The organism is Burkholderiaceae bacterium DAT-1 (genome assembly GCA_019084025.1).
Taxonomy (GTDB): Bacteria; Pseudomonadota; Gammaproteobacteria; order Burkholderiales; family Chitinimonadaceae; genus DAT-1.
Window position 1 is genome coordinate 26,142 of sequence record JAHRBI010000006.1, and the last position, 21,306, is coordinate 47,447.

Genomic DNA, 21,306 nt, shown 5'->3' on the forward strand with positions numbered 1-21,306 from the left:
CCAGAATCGTGACACTTCATCTCTCTGTTAGCATGACCCTTCACCGAAATTTAATTCGACGCCATTACCAAGCGGATCATGCAAAAAGATCTGCAGGATGCCTTTGCCCGGTACTTCTTTGCATTGGAAAGGCACGCCAGCTGTTTCCAGCCGTACTTTCATTGCATGCGCATCGCCACACGCAAACGCAACATGATCTTGCGTCGTGCACGTTGTCCCCGTTGGCGCGGACACTTCTTCAGTTAGATGCAGAATCGGATGATCGCCTGCATAAAGCCAGTAACCCGGCCGTCGGAAGCCGGGTCGCCCCCCTTCCGACAACCCAATCACATCCACATAAAAATCACGGGCGGTGCGCAAAGCATCCTGTGGTGCCTGAAGGTTGATATGGTCAAGCCCGCTAACAGCCATGCTTATTCGCTTTCGAATTCGATATTCTTGCCATCGGTTTGCGACTTGGATGGCTTGCCGACCACAGTAATATTGCCGGAACCGTGCGTACTGGCAACGAGCTTGTCGATGACGCGCAAACTGACATCGCCCGACCCCCACACTTCCAGATCAGCACTCTCTGCACGTAATTCACGCATTTCCGCGCTACCGGAACCCATTACCTTGGCACTAACCTGCTTGGATGATCCATCCGCAGTCACACTGCCTGATCCGTGAATTGACACGGACAGACTATCTGCACTCATATGGCCAAACCGGGCGTCGCCAGAACCCATGATTTCAACCGTTGTCGCCTGTGGTGACACGGCTTCGCCATCGAGATCACCCGATCCATTCATACGCACCGACAGTTTGCCAACCTTGCCGACCAATTTGGCATCGCCGGAGCCTGTACCTTGGTAATCAAAGTCATCCCCCTTCAGTCCTTCGACCTTGAGGCTCCCAGATCCCGTATGCGAAGCTGCCAGGAGTTTAGGCACAACGATCTTCACAACCGTATCGTCCGATTGATAATGCGCCCCGATGACCAGCATATTCTGACCATTCAGGGATACATTCAGCGTGCCGTCACTGACGTCTGTTTTAATGCGCTTAACCTGATTCTCATCGCCCTCGATAATGAGTTGTGGCTTGCCGTCTTTGGTGTCACCAACGATGACCTCACAGTCCACAGAACCGGTTGCGTTTAGCTTGTCAAACATCGCGACTTCGCGGGTTTCGCTTAGATGCTTGCCAGATTTCTGTACGCCGCCATCTACGCTGATGCGCACCCGTTCAAAGTCACCCGTTTTGGGATCGGACTCAACTTTGACACTACATGCTGTGAGCATGGCAACACTTGCGCCAAGGAATAGAACTTGTTTCATGACGTCCTCCAATTAAACATTCTTATTGGTATGTTATACCCATCATTTAAAAAAAGCACGCCCTTTAGAGCGTGCCGCATATTTGCAACAGACCGACGGTCAGTCTTCAATGCGCCCCATGGCGCGCTCGACAGATTCACGGGATAAGTGCGGAGCGAATCCCTGGATGAAATCATAGGTATAACCGCGCAGATAGGCGTCACGGCGCACACCGATACGTGTCGTTGACGGGGCGAACAAATGGCTGGCATCAATCGCAAACAAACCTTCGTCGCGATACCGGTCGAATGCCATACTAGCAATAATCCCTACACCCAGACCCAGATTGACATACGTTTTAATCACATCGGTATCAATGGCCGTGAGTACGACGTTGGGCTGAAGACCGGCGGTCTCGAATGCCTGATTGATTCGCGAACGCCCCGCAAATGCAAAGTCATAGGTGATGATTGGCCACTCTGCTACATCCGCAAGTGTCACTGCACGCCGCAAATCCAGTAGCGGATGATGATCCTGGACGATAATACTGCGATTCCATTGATAGCAATCGAGTTGAGCCAGTTGCTCGTACTGATCAATCCCCTCGGTGGCGATCGCGATATCCGCTTCGCCTGCTACCACCATCTCACAAATCTGCATGGGGCTCCCTTGCTTGATGGACAAGCGAACCTTGGGATAGCGCTCCAAAAAGGCTTTGATGGTTTTAGGAAGGGCGTAGCGCGCCTGAGTATGCGTGGTGGCAATGGTGAGGCTACCCTCTTCCTCGTTAACAAACTCTTCTGCCACACGCTTGAGATTCTTGGCTTCACGCAGAATGCGCTCGGAAATCGTCAGAATTTCCTTGCCGGGTGCAGTCACATCCACCACGCGCTTACCGTTACGAACAAACACTTGCACACCCAGCTCATCTTCAAGCAAGCGAATCTGCTTGGAAATGCCCGGCTGGGAGGTATGTAAAGCCTCGGCGGCTTCCGAGACATTCAATCCCTGCTTGGCGACTTCGACGAGATAACGCAATTGCTGAAGCTTCATAATGCTGCCTTCCTGAGCGTGCACCACACCGGCGCACGCTTGATGATCATTTGGTTATATCATCCTAACACAGCAATCTTTCCGGTGATTAGCAGAGACCTCTAGGATGACGCCAATTTGTCAAAAATGTGGTCAATATCCATGAGCCTCGAACAAAAACTTGCAGATACCGTTGCACTCTTGCACACCATTGCTGATTCGTTCCAGCCCGCTGTATTCGCGAATTCGTTTGGTGCAGAAGATATGGTGCTCACCCACCTCATCCACCAGCATGCCCTAGCCATCGAAATTTTCAGCCTGGATACCGGGCGCTTGCCCGCCGAGACCTACGATCTGGCAGGCAGAGTGCAGGATGCCTATCCTGCGCGACCTATCACCTTCTTCTACCCCAATACCACCGGCGTAGAGCAATTCGTGAATACACACGGCATCAATGCATTCTATGACTCGGTCGAACTACGCAAGGCATGCTGCGATGTGCGCAAGATCGAGCCACTTAAACGGGCGCTTGCGGGGAAGAAAGCATGGCTCACGGGTCTGCGCCGTCAACAATCTCCCACTCGTACCGATCTTGGCAATCGCGAGTGGGATGCGGGCAACGGTCTGGAGAAATTCAACCCGCTGATCGAATGGACTGAAAAGGAAGTCTGGGAATATATCCGCGCCAACAGCATCCCCTACAATGCGCTGCACGACCGTCACTACCCCAGCATCGGCTGCGCACCCTGCACGCGCGCTATCTCGGTTGGTGAAGATATCCGTGCTGGCCGCTGGTGGTGGGAAAACCCCGAAACCAAAGAGTGCGGACTGCACATCAAAAAATAATTGCAGATAACATTTGCATAGTGCGAATCATTCATGTAATATTCGCGCCCTCAGCAGCGCACGCCGCAACTGAGAAATAGGAAAGGTGGATGAGTGGTTTAAGTCGCACGCCTGGAAAGCGTGTATAGGTTAATAGCCTATCGGGGGTTCGAATCCCCCCCTTTCCGCCACGAATCAAATGAAAACCCGCATGGCTACTGGCTTTGCGGGTTTTTTGTTTTTTTGCGATCAAGCGCCCCCCTACCGAATGTATATTTTCGGTGCCGGAGGCGAAGATTTGCAGGCAGACAGAGATGCCGCGCTAGATTCACAGGTCTTTAGAAATAGAAACAAACTTGCTGGCACGAAAAGTGGGGGCATTCGCGTATTGTTTACGCGAATAATATTTTACAACCGCCACTTCGCCCGTACTTCTGACGCTCGGGCGAAGCCGTCGCGCATAGCCTGTCCGTCCTGCCCGCCAAGCTGCCGGATCACCAGATCCAGCTCATCCCTGAACAATTGTAATTCATCCAGCAATGCCTCTCGATTCCCCATCGCGATATCCCGCCACATTTCCGGATGGCTCCCCGCAATCCGCGTGAAATCGCGAAAACCTGAAGCAGCCAGTTGCAGACAGCGATCGGCATGAGGCCGGTTCAGAACGTGGTTCATGTATGCAAACGCCAGCAGATGCGGCAAATGTGACACCGTCGCGAATACATCATCGTGCTCGCGTGCGCTCATCTCTACAACTTGCGCACCGGTAGACTGCCAGAGCGAACGGATACGCTCGACGCTGCCCGAGGCGGTCTCTTGCAATGGCGTCAGCACTACTTTGCGCTGCTCGAAAAGCGCAAACCGCGCCGCCGCTGCACCAGACAAGTCCGATCCGGCAATGGGATGCCCCGGCACACAGCGATCCAGATGATCCGGTAAGCACCGATGGTACAGCGCACATACATCCACCTTCGTACTGCCCGCATCAGTTACCAGCGCATGCGGCGGCAGACAGGCATTGATCCGGCGCATGATTGCTTCCATCTGCCCCACCGGCGTGGCAATCAGCACCAGATCGGCGCGAGACACGGCCGATTCCAGTGTATCGGCCTCATCAATCACTTTGAGCTGAATCGCACGCTGCAGGTTTTCCGGGGAACGGCCTACCCCGATCACTTTGCTCACCCGCCCTGCCCGGCGTAGATCCAGCGCAAACGAGCCTCCGATCAGCCCCACGCCAATCACCACCAGTGTAAAACCATCCCCTGCCTGCATCCTGTACCACCTATTCCGGTTTGCCTGCTATTGATGCTCACCCTTGCCCTGATCGGCTCAGAGATCGCGCCCAACCGCCTGTGCGATGGCTTTCAGACTTACCATCAGGGATTTCAGCGCTTCGGGGGTCAGCGCCTGATCGGCATCGCACCATGCCTCGCAGGGATTCGGATGCATTTCGACCAGCAAGCCATCTGCGCCAGCAGCAATGGCAGCGCGCGCCAGATCAGCCACCATCCAGGCTTTACCGCCTGCATGACTCGGATCAACAATCACCGGCAAATGCGTTTCACGCTTGAGTACGGGAATGGCGGTGATGTCCAGCACATTGCGGTAAGCGGTTTCAAAGGTACGGATGCCGCGTTCGCACAGGATGATGTTGTGATTGCCGCCTGCCGCAATGTATTCCGCAGCCATCAGCCATTCTGAAATCGTGGCCGACAAGCCGCGCTTCAGAATCACCGGCTTGTTGACCTTGCCGACTTCTTTCAGCAGATCGAAATTCTGCATATTGCGCGCGCCTATCTGGATCACATCGACATCGTGCTTCAGGAAAGTATCCAGCATGCGCACATCCATTAGTTCTGTCACGATGGGCAGCTTGTATTCCTTGGCCGACTGCTGGAAGTACTCCAGACCAGTCTCGCCGAGACCCTGAAAGGCGTAGGGGCTGGTACGCGGCTTGAACGCGCCACCCCGCATCATCTTGCAGCCCGCTGCATGTACCCCGGCGGCAGATTGATCCATCTGCGCCTGCGTCTCGACAGAACACGGGCCGGCGATCACCTGAATCTCCTTGCCACCCAGCTTCACGCCGCGAATATCGATGACCGAGCCAGATGGATGACCTTCACGCGCCACGAGCTTGTACGGTTTGACGATATGCAAGGCTTTTTCCACGCCTTCCATTTGTTCGAACACTTGTTCGCTCAATGCGCGCTCATCGCCAATCGCGCCGACAATGGTGCGCTCCGTGCCACGCGAGACATGCTCGGCCAGTCCTGCATCACGGATACGGCGTACAACAGCGTCCAGTTGTTCATCCGATGCGCCGGGTGACATCACAATAATCATTTTACTTTCCTTTCAGCACCTGCCCGAGGCAGTGATGCAATTTACAGTCGTACAGGCAATAAAAAAGCGGGCCCTGTTTGGGGCCCGCCTTGGTATCTCTTTGATTTCTTATGGGTGAAATCGGCCAGCCCGCGTCACGAAGTGAGCGGATAATAATAGGAGCCGAAAAACACCACAAAATGACGCATGGAAAAATCCCGCAGTGCACCAAAGTTGAAATCAGAGTCCAGCTTACCCCAAAATTTGTCGTTTGTGCACGTTTGCCGAATATTCTTGTGCAAAAACAAGACATCCGTACATCCGACAGGACTAGCTGGAGGCGTAGCCCAACACCTATAGTACTGATGTAGCAATCGTTTCCGCACACGCCACTCTGCCAGAGCGCATTCAAGATGCATCCAGATTCCAGTGAAACCTTGCTTTCCACCGGCGACCGATCCGCCAATAGCCTGACTGAACGCCTATCTGCCATTCACGGCGTGATTCGCGCGCGCTACCCGGATGTCGATCGCGTTGCACTCGCTATCTACGATAAAGCGACCGATCTGCTCAAGACATTTGTGAGCAGCAATCACGATCATCATGCGCTCATAGGGTATCAGGCCCGATTGTCAGATGTTCCCTCTCTCGCCCAGTTAGCAAAAGCGAGGCAAAATCGACTGATTAGCAATATCGGTGATCGCTTTGATTCGCCAACCGAACATACTGACTGGCTTAAAAAGCAGTCCTATCATTCGAGCTTCACTGTACCGATCTACAATGGTGAAGATCTGGCCGCCTTTCTGTTCTTTGATTCCAAAACACCCGATGCATTCGACGTCGCCGCAGCTGAATTTCTGACCGTTTTTGCTGACCTGATCGCACACTTATACCTGAGTGAAGTACGCGCAGTCCGCAATCTGATCAGCACAGTGCACATTGCAGCCGGACTGGCGCGCATACGTGACATGGAGACAGGTGAGCATCTGGAACGTATTGCTTCCTATGCGCGTCTGATGGGACAGAAGCTTGCATCTTCACACCAGCTTTCTGACGAATTTATTGAATATCTGCACCTGTTTTCGTCCTTGCACGATATTGGCAAGGTTGGTATTCCGGACAGCATTCTGCTGAAGCCCGGCAAGCTGACCGAAAGCGAATACGCGATCATGAAGCAGCATGTCACCATCGGCGAAACGATGATTGATCAGATCGTGGCAGATATGGGACTAAACGAAGATCTCGCATCCCGCATCATGCGCAATATCGTGGCAGGTCATCATGAGCGCGGAGATGGATCGGGTTATCCTCGCGGCTTGTTTATGGCCAACATTCCCATTGAGGCACGGATTGTGGCTGTGGCGGATGTGTATGATGCATTATCGAACGAACGCCCCTACAAACCCGCCTGGGAAGAAGCGCGCGTCGTCGCTCTATTGCGTGACGAAGCGGCAGGCGGCAGACTTGATCCGGACTGTGTAGACGCACTTCTGAATGCCAAGGAAGAAAGAGAAGCCATTCGCAAGCGATTCAGTGAAGCGGCGCATCAGTACACACCACCAGAGAAACATGCCACCCGCTCTGCAGCCTGATTGAACTGGCTGATCACTCAGTATCAGTCCCACGCTTCCGTAACAACTGCTTTAAACGGGTCAGCAACCCGGCACGAGATGCATAGCCGCGCCAGCGCCGCTTCAAGCCGAGCATCATTGCGGCAGCAAGTCGCCAGCCGTACATTTGATGCAATCGTGCCATGACACGTGCTTTCCAGCGCGTGACCCACTCATAGGCTCGTGCAAACCAGGCAACGGTCAGCAAGGTTGGCTTCAGCAGCAAAAACAAGCGCGCAGCAATGGCCGTACCGGCAATTTTAGCAAGCAGGATAATTTGCAAACCCAGCACCACATGGTGGTTCGTCATCAACCACAGTGCGGCAATTTTCAGTGGAAACAGCACCACCATTGGCACCAGAAACAAAGGCAGTGCAGCCCATGCAGGCAAGCCTTTGATCCAGCGTTCCAGGCGTGCCCAGAGGGGCAAGCGAGCCAGTACACCGAGTAGGCGCGCCAGCTCGTCCCAGAGGAAGTCTTCCAGAAAAATCAGCAGCGCCGCAACCAGTATCAGCGGTGCAGTCAGCATACGGCGGATGCGCCTACCGCGGCTGCGCGAGCGATTTATGCCTGATGTGCGGTTTTCCATGCAGCCAGCGCATCCAGCAAGGCATCAATGGATTCAGCCACCACAATGCTATCGCGGCTGGCGGCCTGTACAAAGCCTGCGCTCACGGACTGATCCATCATGGCGATCAGATGATCGTAATAGCCCGCCACATTCAGAATACCGATTGGCTTGGCATGCAGGCGCAATTGCGACCAGGTAATGATTTCGAAGAGTTCGTCAAAGGTGCCAAACCCGCCCGGCAAGGCAATAAAAGCATCAGCCCGTTCCGCCATCACGGCTTTGCGCGCATGCATGGATTCCACCACCACCATCTCGGTGGCTTCCGGGTGCGCCAGTTCGCGCTCGGCCATGAATTCCGGAATCACGCCGAAAATATCGCCATCGGCTGCAAGTGCGGCATCCGCCACCACGCCCATCAATCCGGCGCGACCACCTCCCCAGACCAGTTCAATCCCGCGGCGGGCCAGTGCGGTACCTGTCGCTGCTGCGGCCTCTTGAAAGCGGGCGTCCTGACCAAGGGAGGATGCGCAAAATACACAGACGGAGTCAAATCCGGGGGCGAAACTCATGTAAAACCCTTTTGTTCGATACTGCTTAGATCACTGCAACTGGATAGGAACCCAGCACCTTCACAAATGCCGCCTGCTCACGCAATGCTTCAAGTGCGCGCTGAGTTTTGGGGTCTTCGTGATGACCTTCAATATCCACAAAGAACACATATTCCCACAGGCCGGTGCGCGATGGGCGCGACTCGAACTTGGTCATGGACACGCCATGCTCGGCTAGTGGCGACACCAGCGAATGTACGGCGCCCGGCTTATTCTGCGCCGACATGACCAGGCTGGTTTTGTCTTGCCCGGATGCCGTTGTATCGTGATAACCGAGCACCAGAAAGCGCGTCGTGTTGTTTGGTTCGTCTTCGATGCTATCGGCGAGTTTGGCCAGATGGAAGCGCTCGGCAGCGGCATCACCTGCAATGGCGGCGCAATTCGGGTCGAGACTGGCCAGACGAGCCGCTTCGGCATTGGACGACACGGACACGCGCTCAACATCAGCAGGCAGATGCTTGTTCAGCCATTCGTGACACTGTGCCAGCGATTGCGCATGCGAATACACGCGGCGAATGCCTTCCAGTGTGGGCGACTGGCGCAGTAGATGGTGATGAATGCGCAGCACGACTTCGCCGCAGACCTTGAGGGGCGTATTCACCATCAGGTCCAGCGTGCGGCCAACTGCACCCTCAGTGGAATTTTCTACCGGCGCCACAACATAATCGGCGCTGCGGGCTTCCACCACTCGGAAGGCTTCGTCGATGCTGACACAGGCTTGTGTATTGGCAGCATGCCCGAAGTGTTTGACGGCGGCACTTTGACTGAAGGTACCCTCCGGTCCGAGGTACGCGATCATCAGCGGGCGTTCGATAGAAAGGCAGGCGCTCATGACCTCGCGGAACAGCTTGGCAATGGATTCGTCGGGCAGCGGGCCGCGATTCAGGGCTTTGAGCCGGGTGAGTACCTGCGCTTCACGCTCGGGTCGATAGATGACGCCGGTGCCCTTCAACTCACCAATGGATCGCGCATGGGTGGCGCGCTGGTTCAACAGCTCAAGAATCTGTTGATCGAGTGAATCGATGGCATCGCGATGCGACTTCAACTGCTCGTCCGACATTAGAAGCTCCGCAGAATCGGCACGTTCATGCCGAGTATGATCAGGCGTTTGAGCTTAATGCGGCTTGCTGCTGTGCGTCAATCCTGTTGATGCTTACTTTGATGCGGCGAGCATGACACCCATCATCACCAGCATGCCACCCAGCACACGGTTCACGCCTCGCGCCTTTTTGACGTCAGCGAGATGCGAGCGGAACTGATGCGAGAACATCGCTGTCGCTCCCACGCCAATCACAAATAGCGCAGTAAATGTAGCGGCAAGCACGGTGAACTGAACATGAATACTCCAGGCCGCATTTGCATTGAGGAATTGCGGGAAAAATGAGGGGAAAAACAGCAGGGTTTTCGGATTCATCCCGGAAATAGCAAAGCCCTTCCACCACAGGGTACGGCGGCGTACTTTCTGCACAGGTTGATCCAGCACCAGTCCACGCGCCTTGTACTGCTGATAGCCGAGATAAATCAGGTAGGCCGCACCAATCCAGCGCAGCACATCCAGACCGCCGCCCAGCAAGGCCAGCAGTGAACTGAGTCCGACACCGGTCACGATCAGTTGCAGAATCATGGCCGCGGCCGCACCCCACACACAGGACATGGCGCGCTTCCAACCCGAACTAAGCGCCTCGGACATGGCCAGTACGTTAACCGGACCGGGAGAGAAAATTAACAAAGATGCCGCCACAAGAAAGGCAAAATAATTTTCAAACGACATCTGACATCCCTCCAAACCGCAACAACCTGATCAACTGCCTGCATTGCTTGGCTTGTGGCGAAGCATGCGCTGCAAAACGAAGGGAATTATAACTTCCAATGCTGCGAAGAAAATTCTATCATGCAGTGCAGCAATTGTTGTTTTGTAGAATTTTTTTCTGCAAATCGTCATATTTCAGGAAATCATTAAATGCACACACCACGCGACCTCGATTTGCTGGACCGGCGCATTCTGCGCGCCCTGCAGAAAAACGCTCGACTGACCAATGCCGAACTGGCAGAACAGGTCAGCCTATCGAGTACTGCGTGCTGGAATCGAGTGAAACGTCTGGAAGCGGATGGTTTTATCGAAGGCTATGTGGCGCTACTGGATCAGCGCAAACTGGGAGTGGCCGATACGGTGATTCTGGAAATCACGCTGGAGCGCCACGATGATGACGCCCTGATGCGCTTCGGAGAACAGCTCTGCGCGCTGCCGGAGGTACTGGAGCTATGGATTACCTCGGGCGAGTATGATTATGTGGCCAAAATCGCCGTGGATGGCACAGCGGGCTACGAGCGCTTCCTGCGCGAAAAGCTCTATCGCATCGGCGGTATCCGCCACAGTCGTTCAATGTTTGCCTTGCGTTGCCTGAAACGGGCGACCTCCGTCGAGGTGATTTAACGCTCGCCTTACGATTCAAGCGCAAACGGGCGGGTGTCCCGACCCGACTCAAATGCGAGCAGAAACTGCTTCCGTGCCAAGCCACCCGCATAGCCCGTGAGCGCCCCGCTCGCCCCCATGAGGCGGTGGCAGGGCACAATAATCGTCAGTGGATTACGCCCCGTCGCCGCACCTACTGCACGCGATGCGCCTGCCTTTCCGAGCGCATTGGCCACTTCACCATAGGATCGTGTCTCTCCGAAGCCAACCCGCGCAATTTCGCGCCAGACCGATTGCTGGAATGCGGTGCCAGCGGGTGCGAGTGGCAATTCAAATGCGCGGCGCGTTCCACCAAACCATTCGGACAATTGGGTGATGGTGTTGAGCAGCAGTGGATCGTCCTCTGCCTGCAGCCAGCTTGTTTCAATCCCCGAAAAATGCGCCTGCCCATCGAACCACACGCCGGCAAGTCCATCGGCATTGCGCGCAATGACCAAATTGCCCAAGGGGGAGGCCCAGTTGGTATAGGCAATATGAGATGAAGGCTGGTTCATGATGCATCCCGCGTAGTTGACTGATGTTGATCGGAATTGCTTTGCGGCATTGAGTTTGTCGCGGGGAGTTTGGCCAGCGAACGCCACAAGTGGATAACCGCATATGCCCGCCATGGCCGCCATTGTTCGACCATGACATCTGCGGATTTCGCGCTGGTCGCACCTAGCGCTTTAATGAGCGCCACATCGCCACTCGGCCAGGCGTCCGGCCAAGCCAGCGCCCGCATCGCAATATAGTGTGACGTCCATCTTCCTATGCCGGGAATCGCTTCCAGCTGAGTGAGCGTTTTGTCTACATCGGCGGCGGGCTCCAGATCAAGCTCATCACTCGCGACCCGCTTCGCCAGTTCGATCATCGCCTGTCCGCGCTGGCGCACAATACCCAGCTCACCGATCAAGGCGGTATCCAGCCCGGCCACTCGCTCCGGCGATGGAAACACTGTATAAATATCAGCAAACGGCGTCACAATTGGCTCGCCAAATGCCTGCACAAAGCGCCCGGCTAGCGTATGCGCGGCTTTCACGGTTACTTGCTGGCCCAAAATCGCCCGCATGGTCATCTCGAAGCCATCAAAGGCCCCGGGCAGGCGTACACCCGGCGCATCCGACGCCAGCGGTCCGAGCACAGCGGCAATCGCATCAGGATCTGCTGCCAGATCAAACAAGCGGCGCAAGCGGGCAAGCACGTCGGGCAATACGGGGAGCAGACTGTCGGACAAGGTTACCGATAGTGCGTTGCCTTTGTTATTCATGCACACCGACAGCCAGCCGGTGAATACCTGCCCGCCACGCATCAACCGCACACTGCGCCGATAGCATCCATCTGCAACGATCTCTACGCCCTTGATACAGCGACTGGCGAGGAATCCCAGCAGATGCGCCCAATCGAACGGTGGCCGGAAGCTCAGACTCAGGCAGATCCCCTCACCCGCTGGCGTCGAACGGGTTTTGCGCAGCGCAGACGGAGGCAGCTGATAGTGTTCTGAAAATGCATCATTGAAGCGACGCAGACTGGCAAAGCCTGATGCCTCGGCAATCCGGGTGACGGATAGCTGCGTATCCATTAGCAGGCGTTTGGCTATCAGCAGACGCTGTGTTTGCGCATAGGCAATCGGCGTCACGCCAAAGGCCTCGGCAAAAATCCGCCGAAGATGGCGATCCGTGATGCCGAGACGGGCCGCTAGCCCTTCTACACCCAGCATATCCAATGCACCCGCCTCGATGCGTTGTGCTGCCGCCCACGCTAGGCGTGAAGATGATTCCAGCAACGATTGCCCCGGCGCAAGCTCCGGCCGGCAAATCAGGCAAGGACGAAATCCGGCCTGTTCGGCTGCCGCTGCGTGCGGAAAGAAGGTGCAGTTTTCGCGCTTGGGTTTGCGGGCACTACACACGGAGCGGCAGTAAATTCCCGTCGAGGTCACGCCGGTAAAGAACCGGCCATCAAAGCGGGCATCGCGGGAGATCAGGGCTGCGTAGCAGTTGTCGTCATCGAGCATCATGCACGCCATTATCCACGCTGGCAGGGAAGATGCTCGCTGTTTTCGGACATGGATTTGAGTTTGCTTATGCTAAGCTGTTTTCAATCTGCAAACGTCCCAGCCCTTCGCAGCCGGGCAACATTATATTCAGCTGTCAATGTCTCACCCGAATCCATATCGTAAAAAATTATGAGTGCGTATCCTTCCTCATTTTGAGGGGACTCGAGCCATGTTGAAACAATGGAAGGGGGAATCGCATGAGCGTTAAATCCAGTTTCATCAAGGATTTCACGTACTGATTGCCATTTCCCCATGGGGCCGCACAGCATTTCCAGAAGGTAAGGTTCGTACTCACGCATTTCTAAAAGCAAAACACAAAAGTCCATTTTTATTCCCCCGCCTGCTCACTCTGCTGCAACGCCCACATCCGCGCATATTCACCATCGCGCGCCAGCAGCTCCTCATGCGTTCCGCGCTCGACGATCCTGCCATCGGCCATCACCAGAATCTGGTGCGCATCGACGATGGTGGAGAGGCGATGGGCAATGATCAGCGTGGTGCGATTTTGTGCGATATGCGCGAGTTCGGCCTGAATGGCTTTTTCAGTGCGGGAGTCCAGCGCCGACGTAGCTTCATCGAACACCAGAATCGGCGGATTCTTGAGGATGGTGCGGGCAATCGCCACGCGCTGCTTTTCGCCACCAGACAGTTTGAGGCCACGCTCGCCAACCGTTGTGTCCCAGCCATCCGGCAGCTTTTCCACGAATTCCAGAATATGCGCCGAGCGCGCAGCCTCGCGGATCTGATCCTGACTGGAGCCGGGCTTGCCGTAGCCAATATTGTAGGCAATCGAGTCATTAAACAGCACGGTATCCTGCGGCACGATGCCGATGTGGCCGCGCAGGCTTTCCTGACTCAGATTGCGGATATCGATGCCATTGATCTCGATACTACCTGAAGATACATCGTAGAAGCGGAACAGCAGGCGCGACAGCGTGGATTTGCCCGCGCCCGAACTCCCCACTACGGCCACCGTCTGCCCGGCCGGCACTTCAAAATCGACGCCATGCAGAATGGTGCGACTCGGGTCATAGCCAAACTGCACATTGTTGAAGCGGATGGCGGCACGGTCGGTGGCCAGCGTCTGTGCATCCGGCTTGTCCTGTACTTCCTCCGTTTGCTTGAGCAGGGAGAACATCTTCTCCATATCGGTGAGCGATTGCTTGATCTCGCGGTACACCATGCCGAGGAAATTCAGCGGTGCATAGAGCTGGATCAGGAAGGCATTCACCAGTACCAGATCACCCAGCGTCATCTTGCCATGCGCCACACCACTTGCGGCCAGCCACACGAGCCCTGTCACCCCAAACGCGATGATGGCTGATTGTCCGGTATTGAGAATCGCCAGACCGATTTCGTTTTTGACCGCCGCTACTTCCCAGCGTGACAGGCTTTCGTCGTAGCGTTGCGCTTCATAGCGTTCGTTGCCGAAATATTTCACCGTTTCGAAATTGATCAGCGCGTCCACCGCCTTCACGTTGGCCTTGGAATCCATTTCATTCATGGCGCGGCGGGTTTTGGTGCGCCACTCGGTCACGCTCAGGGTAAAGACGATGTAGATCGCGATCGTCACCAGTGTGATTGCAGCAAACGGCCAGTCATAACGCGAGATCAAATAGCCGGTGACCAATGTGATTTCGACAAGTGTGGGCAGAATATTGAAAAGCGTCAGGCCGAGTAGTGATGAGATACCCCGTGTGCCGCGTTCAATATCACGGGTGACACCGCCGGTTTGCCGGTTCAGATGAAAGCGCAAACTTAGGCGATGCAGATGCTGGAACACTTCCAGTGCGATACGACGAATCGCCCCCTGCGAGACTTTGGCAAACACGGCATCACGCAGCTCGCCAAAGGCTGTGGTGGCTAGTCGTAGCCCGCCGTAAGCTGCAATCAGTAGTACCGGCACGGCCAACTGCACGCCCAATTGCTGGCTGGCAGAAGGTGTCAGGTGATCCACGATCCCTTTCAGCACCAGCGGCACACCAAAATTGGCTAACTTTGCCGACACCAGACAGGTCAATGCCAGAAGCACCCGCCATTTGTATTGCAACAGATACGGCAGCAGCGTACGCAGTGTATTCATGTCATTGCGTGGCGGACTCGCGACAGGTGCGCTCATGGTGATATCTCTGGATCGGTAACCTGATTATGATGGTGTCACCTGCTCGGTTTGCAAGAGGCAGGCGCAGGATAACTGAGATATCAAGAACAGAAAGCCACTTCATGCTCTGGTTATTATTCGAAGCGCTCTTTGCCGGTGGATTATTGATTGTGATTGTCTGGATGACTTTGCCAAAAGCACAGCCAGCAAGTGATACATCAGATGATGACAGCATGGATGCCGCCCATATCACTGTATGCGACCAGCAGGACAGTGGTGATTCTGACGAGGGCGGCTCTTCTGACACGGGCGATTCAGGAAGCGACAGCTCTCGACAAGACGATTGATACAACTCGTCAGACAGCAGCCTATCGAACAGTTTAAAAGCTTTTTTTTGTGCATTTCCTTTCTACACTGGATATAAGGCCTACTCTCAAGGGAGCTGGTCAGTTTCAGGAGGAATACCATGCGCAAAAGCGTCCTGATTGCGGACGATGATCGTATCGTGCTGCGTCGACTATCCGGCTTGCTGGTGGAGCACTTTGAGGTTGGCACCGTTTCGTCAGCTCAAGAAATCATTCCGACTGCGGAAGCCATTAAACCCGGCATGATCGTGTTGGATATCGAGATGCCGGATGGCAATGGCATTGATATTTGTCGCGATATCAAGCTGCATCCCGAGTTGGCCGATGTCCCGATCGTATTTGTGTCCGGCCATGATGACATCGAATCCAGACTACGTGCGTACGAATCAGGCGGGCAGGATTTCATCGTCAAGAGTGCAAGTTCAGAAGAGCTCGTTGCCAAGTTGCAAGCTGTGTTTGATCTGGCGCAGCGACGCCACGACTCCGAAACGGCGCGACAATCTGCCGAACAGATCGCCTTTTCCTTTCTGACCAATCTGGGTGAAACCGGGGTTGTACTTGAGGCATTGCGCAAGATTTGTGGCGCAGAATCCCTGCAAGCCATGGCTGAGTGCATTTTAAGTGGTTTAGCTGAATGGGGGTTGCAAGGCGATATTCAGATTCGACATGATCTGGAAACGATTAACTGGAGTAGCCACGGCCCGAGTTCGCCGCTCGATATTTCGATTATTGAACATATGCGTTCGCACGCCCGTATCTTCCAGTTCAAGCAACGCATTTCCATTAACTATCCCAATGCCACATTGCTGATTTCCAACCTTCCTACCAACGATGATGACAAGTGCGGCCGCCTGCGCGATCACCTTGCGATTTTGGTTGAATCAGCTTCAAATCGTGCATCGGCCTTGCTTGCGCAAGCCCGGCTGGAAAAACGCACGGTGGCCATTGATATTGCCGCGCATCGTGCCCATACCTTGGTCAGACAGCTGCAGGATCAACACCGGCAAATTCGTGCAGACCTGCGCTCTGTCATGTTTGATCTGGGACGCAATATCGAGCATAGCGTGGGGCTTGCGGGGCTCACTGACGAGCAGGAGCTTCGCCTGCAAAAGAATATCGAGATTGCCATGGGCGAGGCCGTAGGTTCACTGGGCGATGATCAGCGTATTACCGATGCATTGCAGTTACTTGCCGATGAATTAACCCTCGCCGGCTCACAACGGCAGATCCACTAAGCGATACCATCGCACACACCGATCAAGCATCATTCAAAGAAACAGGCGACCCATGAGATCGCCTGTTTTACTTTTCGAACGTGCAATCGCATCCTATTGCCATCGCCGTTCATTGGCATGCAGGTCAGTGCAGCTGATATTCAGCTTCGACCAAATTGCCATGCTCCATCCAGCGCACTGACTTACACAAACGCTGCACCAGCGGGATGCCACGTCCATGCGTCTGCCGGGCATCATCGACATGATTATTCCGCTCGACTTTTGCCAGATCAAACCCGGGACCACTATCACGCACCCAGAGGCGTAAAATCGCTTGCTCGCTATCGACCTGATAAACCATTCCAATTTCGACGAGCCCGCTTTCCAAGGCTTGTAAACGCTCCTGACGTTGCGACATGTATTCCTGAAAGCCCTCGCCTGCAGACTTCAATTCGGATGGCAGCCTCAATATGCCATGATCCAAGGCATTGTTGAACAGCTCAGTGAGTACAAGCAGCACTTCGCCAAACTGATTGGCATCCAGTCCGATCTGATTGAGCCAGCCAAGAAGGGCCGGCATACAATTGTCTTCACGCAATTGCCGTGGGCCAAAAGTAAGCTTAATTTCCCAGTTAGCCAGTTCGGTATGCGCAGCACGCGCGCTAGTAGAACGCTCGATACTCGCAGATTGCTCGATGCAGGGCACGACCAATATGGAGAGATCATCATGACACTCTTCGCCGTCAAGATGCCTGAGCACTGCACGACGAACTGTCTCCAAGGGCTCGCCCTCCGGATCCGCTGCAATGGCGTTCAGAATACCCATCTCGCCGAATTCGTCACCATTTGCCGCCCGCGCCTCGGTTAGTCCGTCCGAGCACATAATCAGCGAGGCATCGTCATGCCAGCGATATAGCGTCAATGACGGGTCGAAATCGTCATTCGCCATCACGCCAAGCGGAGGTGATTTGGAATCAAAGCGGCGTAACAACTTACCCTGGCGGTTCACCATCAGCACCGAAGGAATCCCGCCATTCCAGACCGATACAATCCGCTCTGCATGATCAATGGAAGCAATAATCGCAGCCACAAACCGTCCTAATGGCAGGCTTCGATGCAGATGCTGATTGATTTCCCGGGCGATTGCGCTGATGGCAAAGCCCTTCTCGGTCATCGAGTAAAAAGAGGTCACGGCGGGCAGACAACTGATTGCTGCTGATAATCCATGCCCGGTGCTATCTGCCAGCATGACATGCACGACACCGGTAGGCGCCCGAGCGACGGCAATCACATCGCCGCTGAAATTGACTGCAGGCTGTAGCCACTGGGTAATGCCCATCCCCTCAGTTTCGGAGTGATCCGTTAGGCTATGCAGTACATGCTTGGCCAGATCCTGCTCAGCCTCGTTGTTACGGTAGTATTCGGCCAACTTAACCGCATCACTCGCAACGCGTTGTTGCAGGTCAGCAATACGCGCCATCACATTGATTTTGGCGGTCAGGATGCTGACGTCGATGGGCTTGGTTAGATAATCATCACCGCCCGCTTTCAGCCCTTCGAGCAGGTCATCCTGCTCGGCCTTGGCGGTTAGGAAAATAATGGGAATCCATCGCTCGCCCAGCAAGGTTCTGATCTGCCGGGTTGCTTCAAAGCCATCCATCACCGGCATCATCACATCCATCAGGATGAGATCCGGGATCTGTGTCCGGCAAAAATCAACCGCCTCCTGGCCGTTCTCCACGAGCATGATCGTGTGACCGAGCCGTTCAACGATTCTTGTCAGCAGGCGTCGATTCATATCGACGTCATCTGCCGCAAGAATGGTTAATGTTTTTGTCATGGCAAACGCACTATTCCAGCGTAAAGAACTTATCAAATTTGGCGATGGCTAGTACCTTCTGCACAGAGCCCTTCGCGCCTGAAATTTTCAAACGGCTGATTCCTGCCCGGTTGGCCGTTTCCCGCAATACTAACAACATACCCAGCGCCGAACTATCGATGTAGTTGGCTTCATTTAAATTTACATCCACGGCATTGACACCAGCAGTCGTCAGTAACTTCTGGGTTGTTTCCCTAAACGACTGATGCAGGGAAAAATTAAACTGCCCCTGTATGGAGATGACCGCGCAGTGGTCTATCAATTTTCCATTTACAGCCATGATCTTAATCCCTCCCACCGCCGATGTCGTCAATCAAGACATCATGCCTTGATCTCACACAGTGTACGATATCGATTGCATCATACCCATTCGCAGTATAGGCAAATACAGATGTTTGTCCCGACCGATCTACCTGCCGCGCGTCCGATCTTGGCCGTGTAGCAATCAAGCAATTGCTTTTCCGCCGTAGCCGATTTGCTTCAAATGGCTAATCAGCACACCCGCAATTTTAGTCAGCGGCTCCACTTCCGTTACGCCTCCCAGCTGAATCGCTTCCCTGGGCATGCCGAACACGACACAGGATGCCTCATCCTGCGCTACAGTCCATGCACCTGCCTTATGCATCTCCAGCATGCCTCGCGCACCATCCTTGCCCATGCCAGTCAGGATCACCCCCAGGGCATGCTTACCCGCACACTTGGCGACAGAATCGAACAAGACATCGACACTCGGCCGGTGACGATTGACAGGTTCTGCATCACTGAGCTGAATGACATACTGACCATTTTTACGCACAATCAGCATGTGCGAGTGGCCGGGCGCCAGGTAACCATGTCCGGGAATAACCACATCGCCATGCTCCGCTTCCTTGACAGAGAGTCTGGAAATGCCGTCCAGCCGCCGGGCAAATGACTTGGTGAAGGCCTCGGGCATGTGCTGGGTCATCAGAATGGCGGGCGAGTCTGCAGGCATTCCCTCCATGACCGTACGTAAGGCTTCCGTCCCACCAGTAGAGGAACCAATTGCAATAATGGTATCCGATGAGGCCAGTCTGGGTCGGGCACGCTTTTGCTGCGCGCTATCCTCCGATAGCTGCTTCGCAGGAATGGGGGCGATCAGTTTCTTTGGTTTAACCTTAGCGGCGGCGCGAATTTTGTCGACCAAATCGTCTGCGTAAGCCTCAATACCCCGAACGACATCGGCCTTCGGCTTGGCGATGACATCAAAAGCACCTAGCTCAAACGCGCGAATGGCTGCCTCTGATCCGGCCTCTGTCAACGTGGAAATCATGATCACAGGCATCGGTCTCAGCCGCATGATCTTCTCTAGAAATGCCAAACCATCCATGTGGGGCATTTCAATGTCCAGCGTCACGACATCGGGATTGGTGTTTCGAATCAGTTCCCGGGCGATATGGGGATCGGCAGCGGTGCCCACCACCTCCATATCCTCGGTCCGATTGACGATTTCGCTTAACAGATGCCGGATCAATGCCGAATCATCTACGATGGCGACTTTGATCTTATTCATTGCGTCTCCCCACGTTGGGATAACTTGTCGACCAGCCCAACTGTTTTTCCAGCGCGTAGCTGTGAACTGTACTCACTTTCGCGTCGTTCAATGGCCTGAGCATTCCCTGTCAATCGTTGAACCAGTACTTTTCCGGAGAAAGGGAAAAAGTATACTTTTCGGGGGCAGGTATCCAGCACATCGCTCGCAACGATTGGAATATTGGTGCGGTCCAAAAACTCACGTACAAAGGCAACATTTTTTTCGCCAACATTTGCACTCGACAGATCTCGAATCACTTTACCGCCACCAAACACTTTCGCCTCCAGCCTGGACAGGTGACCGCCTCGTCTTAAGATATCCGAAATCAGAAAGTCCATGGCTTGAAAACCATACCGTGCCGTCGTTGAATTGGATTGCTGGTCACGCTGCATGCCCGGCAACATAAAATGATTCATTCCTCCTACACCGGACTGGCGATCACGAATGCACGCTGCAACACATGATCCCAGTATGGTCACGATCACAATATCCTGATCGGACACGTGATAATCGCCAGGCATAATTTTGATCGCTTCTTGTCGCACCTGCGAGTCAAAATAACGAACCGGCCCGGCGAGGGCACTTTCATGCATACGGCGCGTCCAGTCGGTAAATCGTCCTGCCACATGGATGCCATACATCCGATACATGCGCCAGATTTTCGGAATGCCCGACAAACAAACGCCCATCACCATGCATATAGGGAGCAAAGCGCTTCAATAAATTTGCCTGAGTCTGTTTATCAAAATAAATCATGACATTGCGGCAAAAAATTGCGTCAAATTTCCCTGATAAAGCCCATTGCCGATCCAATAAGTTAATCTGTTGAAACTCAATCAGTTGACGCAATTCCGGACGTACGCACGCCATTCCCTCCTGAGCACCTCGCCCCCGCAGAAAGAATCTGCGTTTTCGCTCCGGCGCCATGCGTTCCAGCCGATCCACGGGATAGACGCCTGCCTGCCCGAAAGCCAGCATTTGAGTGTCCAGATCACTTGCAAGGATATGGATGCCAGGATGATATCCAAGCGCTTCCACCAGCGTCATGGCAATCGAATACGGTTCCTCCCCGGAAGATGCCGCACTACACCAGACACGCACGCTCTTTCGCGTCTTCATCCATTGCCCAGCCAATTCATGCAAGGCTTCAAAATGATGTGATTCACGGAAAAAGGAGGTGAGATTAGTGGTCAGTGCGTTGATAAAGGATTGCCATTCCTCATCGTTGGGATCTTCCAGCAAGCCCAGATAGGCTTCAAAGGTGTCCAATCCCAGTTGCCGCAACCGGCGCGCCAGCCGACTGTACACCATAGGCTTTTTTCGAGCGTCGAGATTGATGCCGGCTCGCGCATAGATTTTTTGACGTATTTCCGAGAACGCCCGATCGGTCAGATCAAACTCGCTTTGCATCATAATTG

The 21,306-nt window shown here is 54.3% G+C and carries 23 protein-coding genes and 1 tRNA gene; 6 read left to right on the top strand and 18 right to left on the bottom strand.

Annotated elements, in window-relative coordinates:
* Positions 1–27: 27 nt before the first annotated feature.
* The 3 genes from KSF73_13335 to cysB form a co-directional block, all read right to left on the bottom strand.
* Positions 28–411, bottom strand: a complete 384-nt coding sequence (locus tag KSF73_13335; GenBank protein MBV1776694.1) for a diguanylate cyclase — start codon at positions 409–411, stop codon at positions 28–30.
* 2 nt (positions 412–413) lie between these two features.
* On the bottom strand, positions 414–1,319 hold the full coding sequence (locus KSF73_13340) for a DUF2807 domain-containing protein (GenBank protein ID MBV1776695.1): 906 nt from the start codon (positions 1,317–1,319) through the stop codon (positions 414–416).
* Positions 1,320–1,418: 99 nt separating this feature from the next.
* Positions 1,419–2,351, bottom strand: a complete 933-nt coding sequence (gene cysB / locus KSF73_13345) for an HTH-type transcriptional regulator CysB (GenBank protein ID MBV1776696.1) — start codon at positions 2,349–2,351, stop codon at positions 1,419–1,421.
* Between the two features lie 141 nt (positions 2,352–2,492).
* On the opposite strand from cysB, the gene KSF73_13350 reads away from it, so the two are divergent.
* Positions 2,493–3,176, top strand: coding sequence for a phosphoadenylyl-sulfate reductase (locus tag KSF73_13350; protein ID MBV1776697.1), 684 nt, complete (start codon positions 2,493–2,495; stop codon positions 3,174–3,176).
* A gap of 79 nt (positions 3,177–3,255) precedes the next feature.
* Positions 3,256–3,346: transfer RNA gene (locus KSF73_13355), tRNA-Ser, on the top strand.
* Between the two features lie 217 nt (positions 3,347–3,563).
* On the opposite strand, the gene KSF73_13360 is transcribed toward KSF73_13355, so the two are convergent.
* Together KSF73_13360 and aroF are read right to left on the bottom strand one after the other, a co-directional pair.
* A complete protein-coding gene (locus KSF73_13360; protein MBV1776698.1) occupies positions 3,564–4,430 on the bottom strand; it encodes a prephenate dehydrogenase/arogenate dehydrogenase family protein in 867 nt (288 codons plus the stop codon).
* A 57-nt stretch (positions 4,431–4,487) separates the two neighbouring features.
* Positions 4,488–5,504 (bottom strand): 3-deoxy-7-phosphoheptulonate synthase, encoded by a 1,017-nt coding sequence (aroF, locus tag KSF73_13365; protein ID MBV1776699.1) that lies wholly within the window; start codon positions 5,502–5,504, stop codon positions 4,488–4,490.
* A 392-nt stretch (positions 5,505–5,896) separates the two neighbouring features.
* On the opposite strand from aroF, the gene KSF73_13370 reads away from it, so the two are divergent.
* Positions 5,897–7,075, top strand: coding sequence for an HD domain-containing protein (locus KSF73_13370; protein ID MBV1776700.1), 1,179 nt, complete (start codon positions 5,897–5,899; stop codon positions 7,073–7,075).
* Between the two features lie 13 nt (positions 7,076–7,088).
* Here KSF73_13370 and KSF73_13375 read toward each other — a convergent pair whose 3' ends face one another.
* The 4 genes from KSF73_13375 to KSF73_13390 all read right to left on the bottom strand — a co-directional run bounded on the left by KSF73_13375 (position 7,089) and on the right by KSF73_13390 (position 10,043).
* Entirely contained in the window at positions 7,089–7,622 is a 534-nt protein-coding gene (locus KSF73_13375) for a hypothetical protein (protein ID MBV1776701.1), read from the bottom strand.
* A gap of 35 nt (positions 7,623–7,657) precedes the next feature.
* Positions 7,658–8,233 (bottom strand): TIGR00730 family Rossman fold protein, encoded by a 576-nt coding sequence (locus tag KSF73_13380; GenBank protein MBV1776702.1) that lies wholly within the window; start codon positions 8,231–8,233, stop codon positions 7,658–7,660.
* Between the two features lie 25 nt (positions 8,234–8,258).
* The gene (pheA, locus tag KSF73_13385) at positions 8,259–9,332 is read right to left on the bottom strand and encodes a prephenate dehydratase (protein MBV1776703.1); all 1,074 of its coding nucleotides are present in this window, start codon (positions 9,330–9,332) and stop codon (positions 8,259–8,261) included.
* 93 nt (positions 9,333–9,425) lie between these two features.
* Positions 9,426–10,043 (bottom strand): LysE family translocator, encoded by a 618-nt coding sequence (locus tag KSF73_13390; protein MBV1776704.1) that lies wholly within the window; start codon positions 10,041–10,043, stop codon positions 9,426–9,428.
* A 189-nt stretch (positions 10,044–10,232) separates the two neighbouring features.
* Between KSF73_13390 and KSF73_13395 the strand changes: the two genes are divergently transcribed.
* Complete coding sequence (locus tag KSF73_13395) at positions 10,233–10,706, top strand: Lrp/AsnC family transcriptional regulator (GenBank protein ID MBV1776705.1); 474 nt, start codon at positions 10,233–10,235, stop codon at positions 10,704–10,706.
* A gap of 8 nt (positions 10,707–10,714) precedes the next feature.
* Here the strand turns inward: KSF73_13395 and KSF73_13400 are convergent, their stop codons facing one another.
* The 4 genes from KSF73_13400 to KSF73_13415 form a co-directional block, all read right to left on the bottom strand.
* The gene (locus KSF73_13400; GenBank protein MBV1776706.1) at positions 10,715–11,239 is read right to left on the bottom strand and encodes a methylated-DNA--[protein]-cysteine S-methyltransferase; all 525 of its coding nucleotides are present in this window, start codon (positions 11,237–11,239) and stop codon (positions 10,715–10,717) included.
* A complete protein-coding gene (gene alkA, locus KSF73_13405) occupies positions 11,236–12,747 on the bottom strand; it encodes a DNA-3-methyladenine glycosylase 2 (protein ID MBV1776707.1) in 1,512 nt (503 codons plus the stop codon). Before alkA ends, KSF73_13400 begins: the two co-directional genes overlap by 4 nt.
* 71 nt (positions 12,748–12,818) lie before the next feature.
* Positions 12,819–13,103 (bottom strand): hypothetical protein, encoded by a 285-nt coding sequence (locus KSF73_13410; GenBank protein ID MBV1776708.1) that lies wholly within the window; start codon positions 13,101–13,103, stop codon positions 12,819–12,821.
* Between the two features lie 2 nt (positions 13,104–13,105).
* The gene (locus KSF73_13415; GenBank protein ID MBV1776709.1) at positions 13,106–14,896 is read right to left on the bottom strand and encodes an ABC transporter ATP-binding protein/permease; all 1,791 of its coding nucleotides are present in this window, start codon (positions 14,894–14,896) and stop codon (positions 13,106–13,108) included.
* 104 nt (positions 14,897–15,000) lie between these two features.
* Between KSF73_13415 and KSF73_13420 the strand changes: the two genes are divergently transcribed.
* Positions 15,001–15,225: a hypothetical protein gene (locus KSF73_13420; protein MBV1776710.1), complete on the top strand. Its 225-nt coding sequence runs from the start codon at positions 15,001–15,003 to the stop codon at positions 15,223–15,225.
* 119 nt (positions 15,226–15,344) lie between these two features.
* Positions 15,345–16,478, top strand: coding sequence for a response regulator (locus KSF73_13425; GenBank protein ID MBV1776711.1), 1,134 nt, complete (start codon positions 15,345–15,347; stop codon positions 16,476–16,478).
* 124 nt (positions 16,479–16,602) lie between these two features.
* On the opposite strand, the gene KSF73_13430 is transcribed toward KSF73_13425, so the two are convergent.
* The 5 genes from KSF73_13430 to KSF73_13450 all read right to left on the bottom strand — a co-directional run bounded on the left by KSF73_13430 (position 16,603) and on the right by KSF73_13450 (position 21,301).
* Positions 16,603–18,297, bottom strand: a complete 1,695-nt coding sequence (locus KSF73_13430; GenBank protein ID MBV1776712.1) for a SpoIIE family protein phosphatase — start codon at positions 18,295–18,297, stop codon at positions 16,603–16,605.
* Between the two features lie 10 nt (positions 18,298–18,307).
* Positions 18,308–18,616 (bottom strand): STAS domain-containing protein, encoded by a 309-nt coding sequence (locus KSF73_13435; GenBank protein ID MBV1776713.1) that lies wholly within the window; start codon positions 18,614–18,616, stop codon positions 18,308–18,310.
* Positions 18,617–18,781: 165 nt separating this feature from the next.
* A complete protein-coding gene (locus KSF73_13440) occupies positions 18,782–19,867 on the bottom strand; it encodes a chemotaxis response regulator protein-glutamate methylesterase (GenBank protein ID MBV1776714.1) in 1,086 nt (361 codons plus the stop codon).
* The gene (cheD, locus tag KSF73_13445) at positions 19,864–20,481 is read right to left on the bottom strand and encodes a chemoreceptor glutamine deamidase CheD (GenBank protein ID MBV1776715.1); all 618 of its coding nucleotides are present in this window, start codon (positions 20,479–20,481) and stop codon (positions 19,864–19,866) included. The genes KSF73_13440 and cheD overlap by 4 nt, the downstream gene beginning before the upstream one ends.
* The gene (locus KSF73_13450; GenBank protein MBV1776716.1) at positions 20,474–21,301 is read right to left on the bottom strand and encodes a chemotaxis protein CheR; all 828 of its coding nucleotides are present in this window, start codon (positions 21,299–21,301) and stop codon (positions 20,474–20,476) included. Before KSF73_13450 ends, cheD begins: the two co-directional genes overlap by 8 nt.
* Between the last annotated feature and the right edge of the window lie 5 nt (positions 21,302–21,306).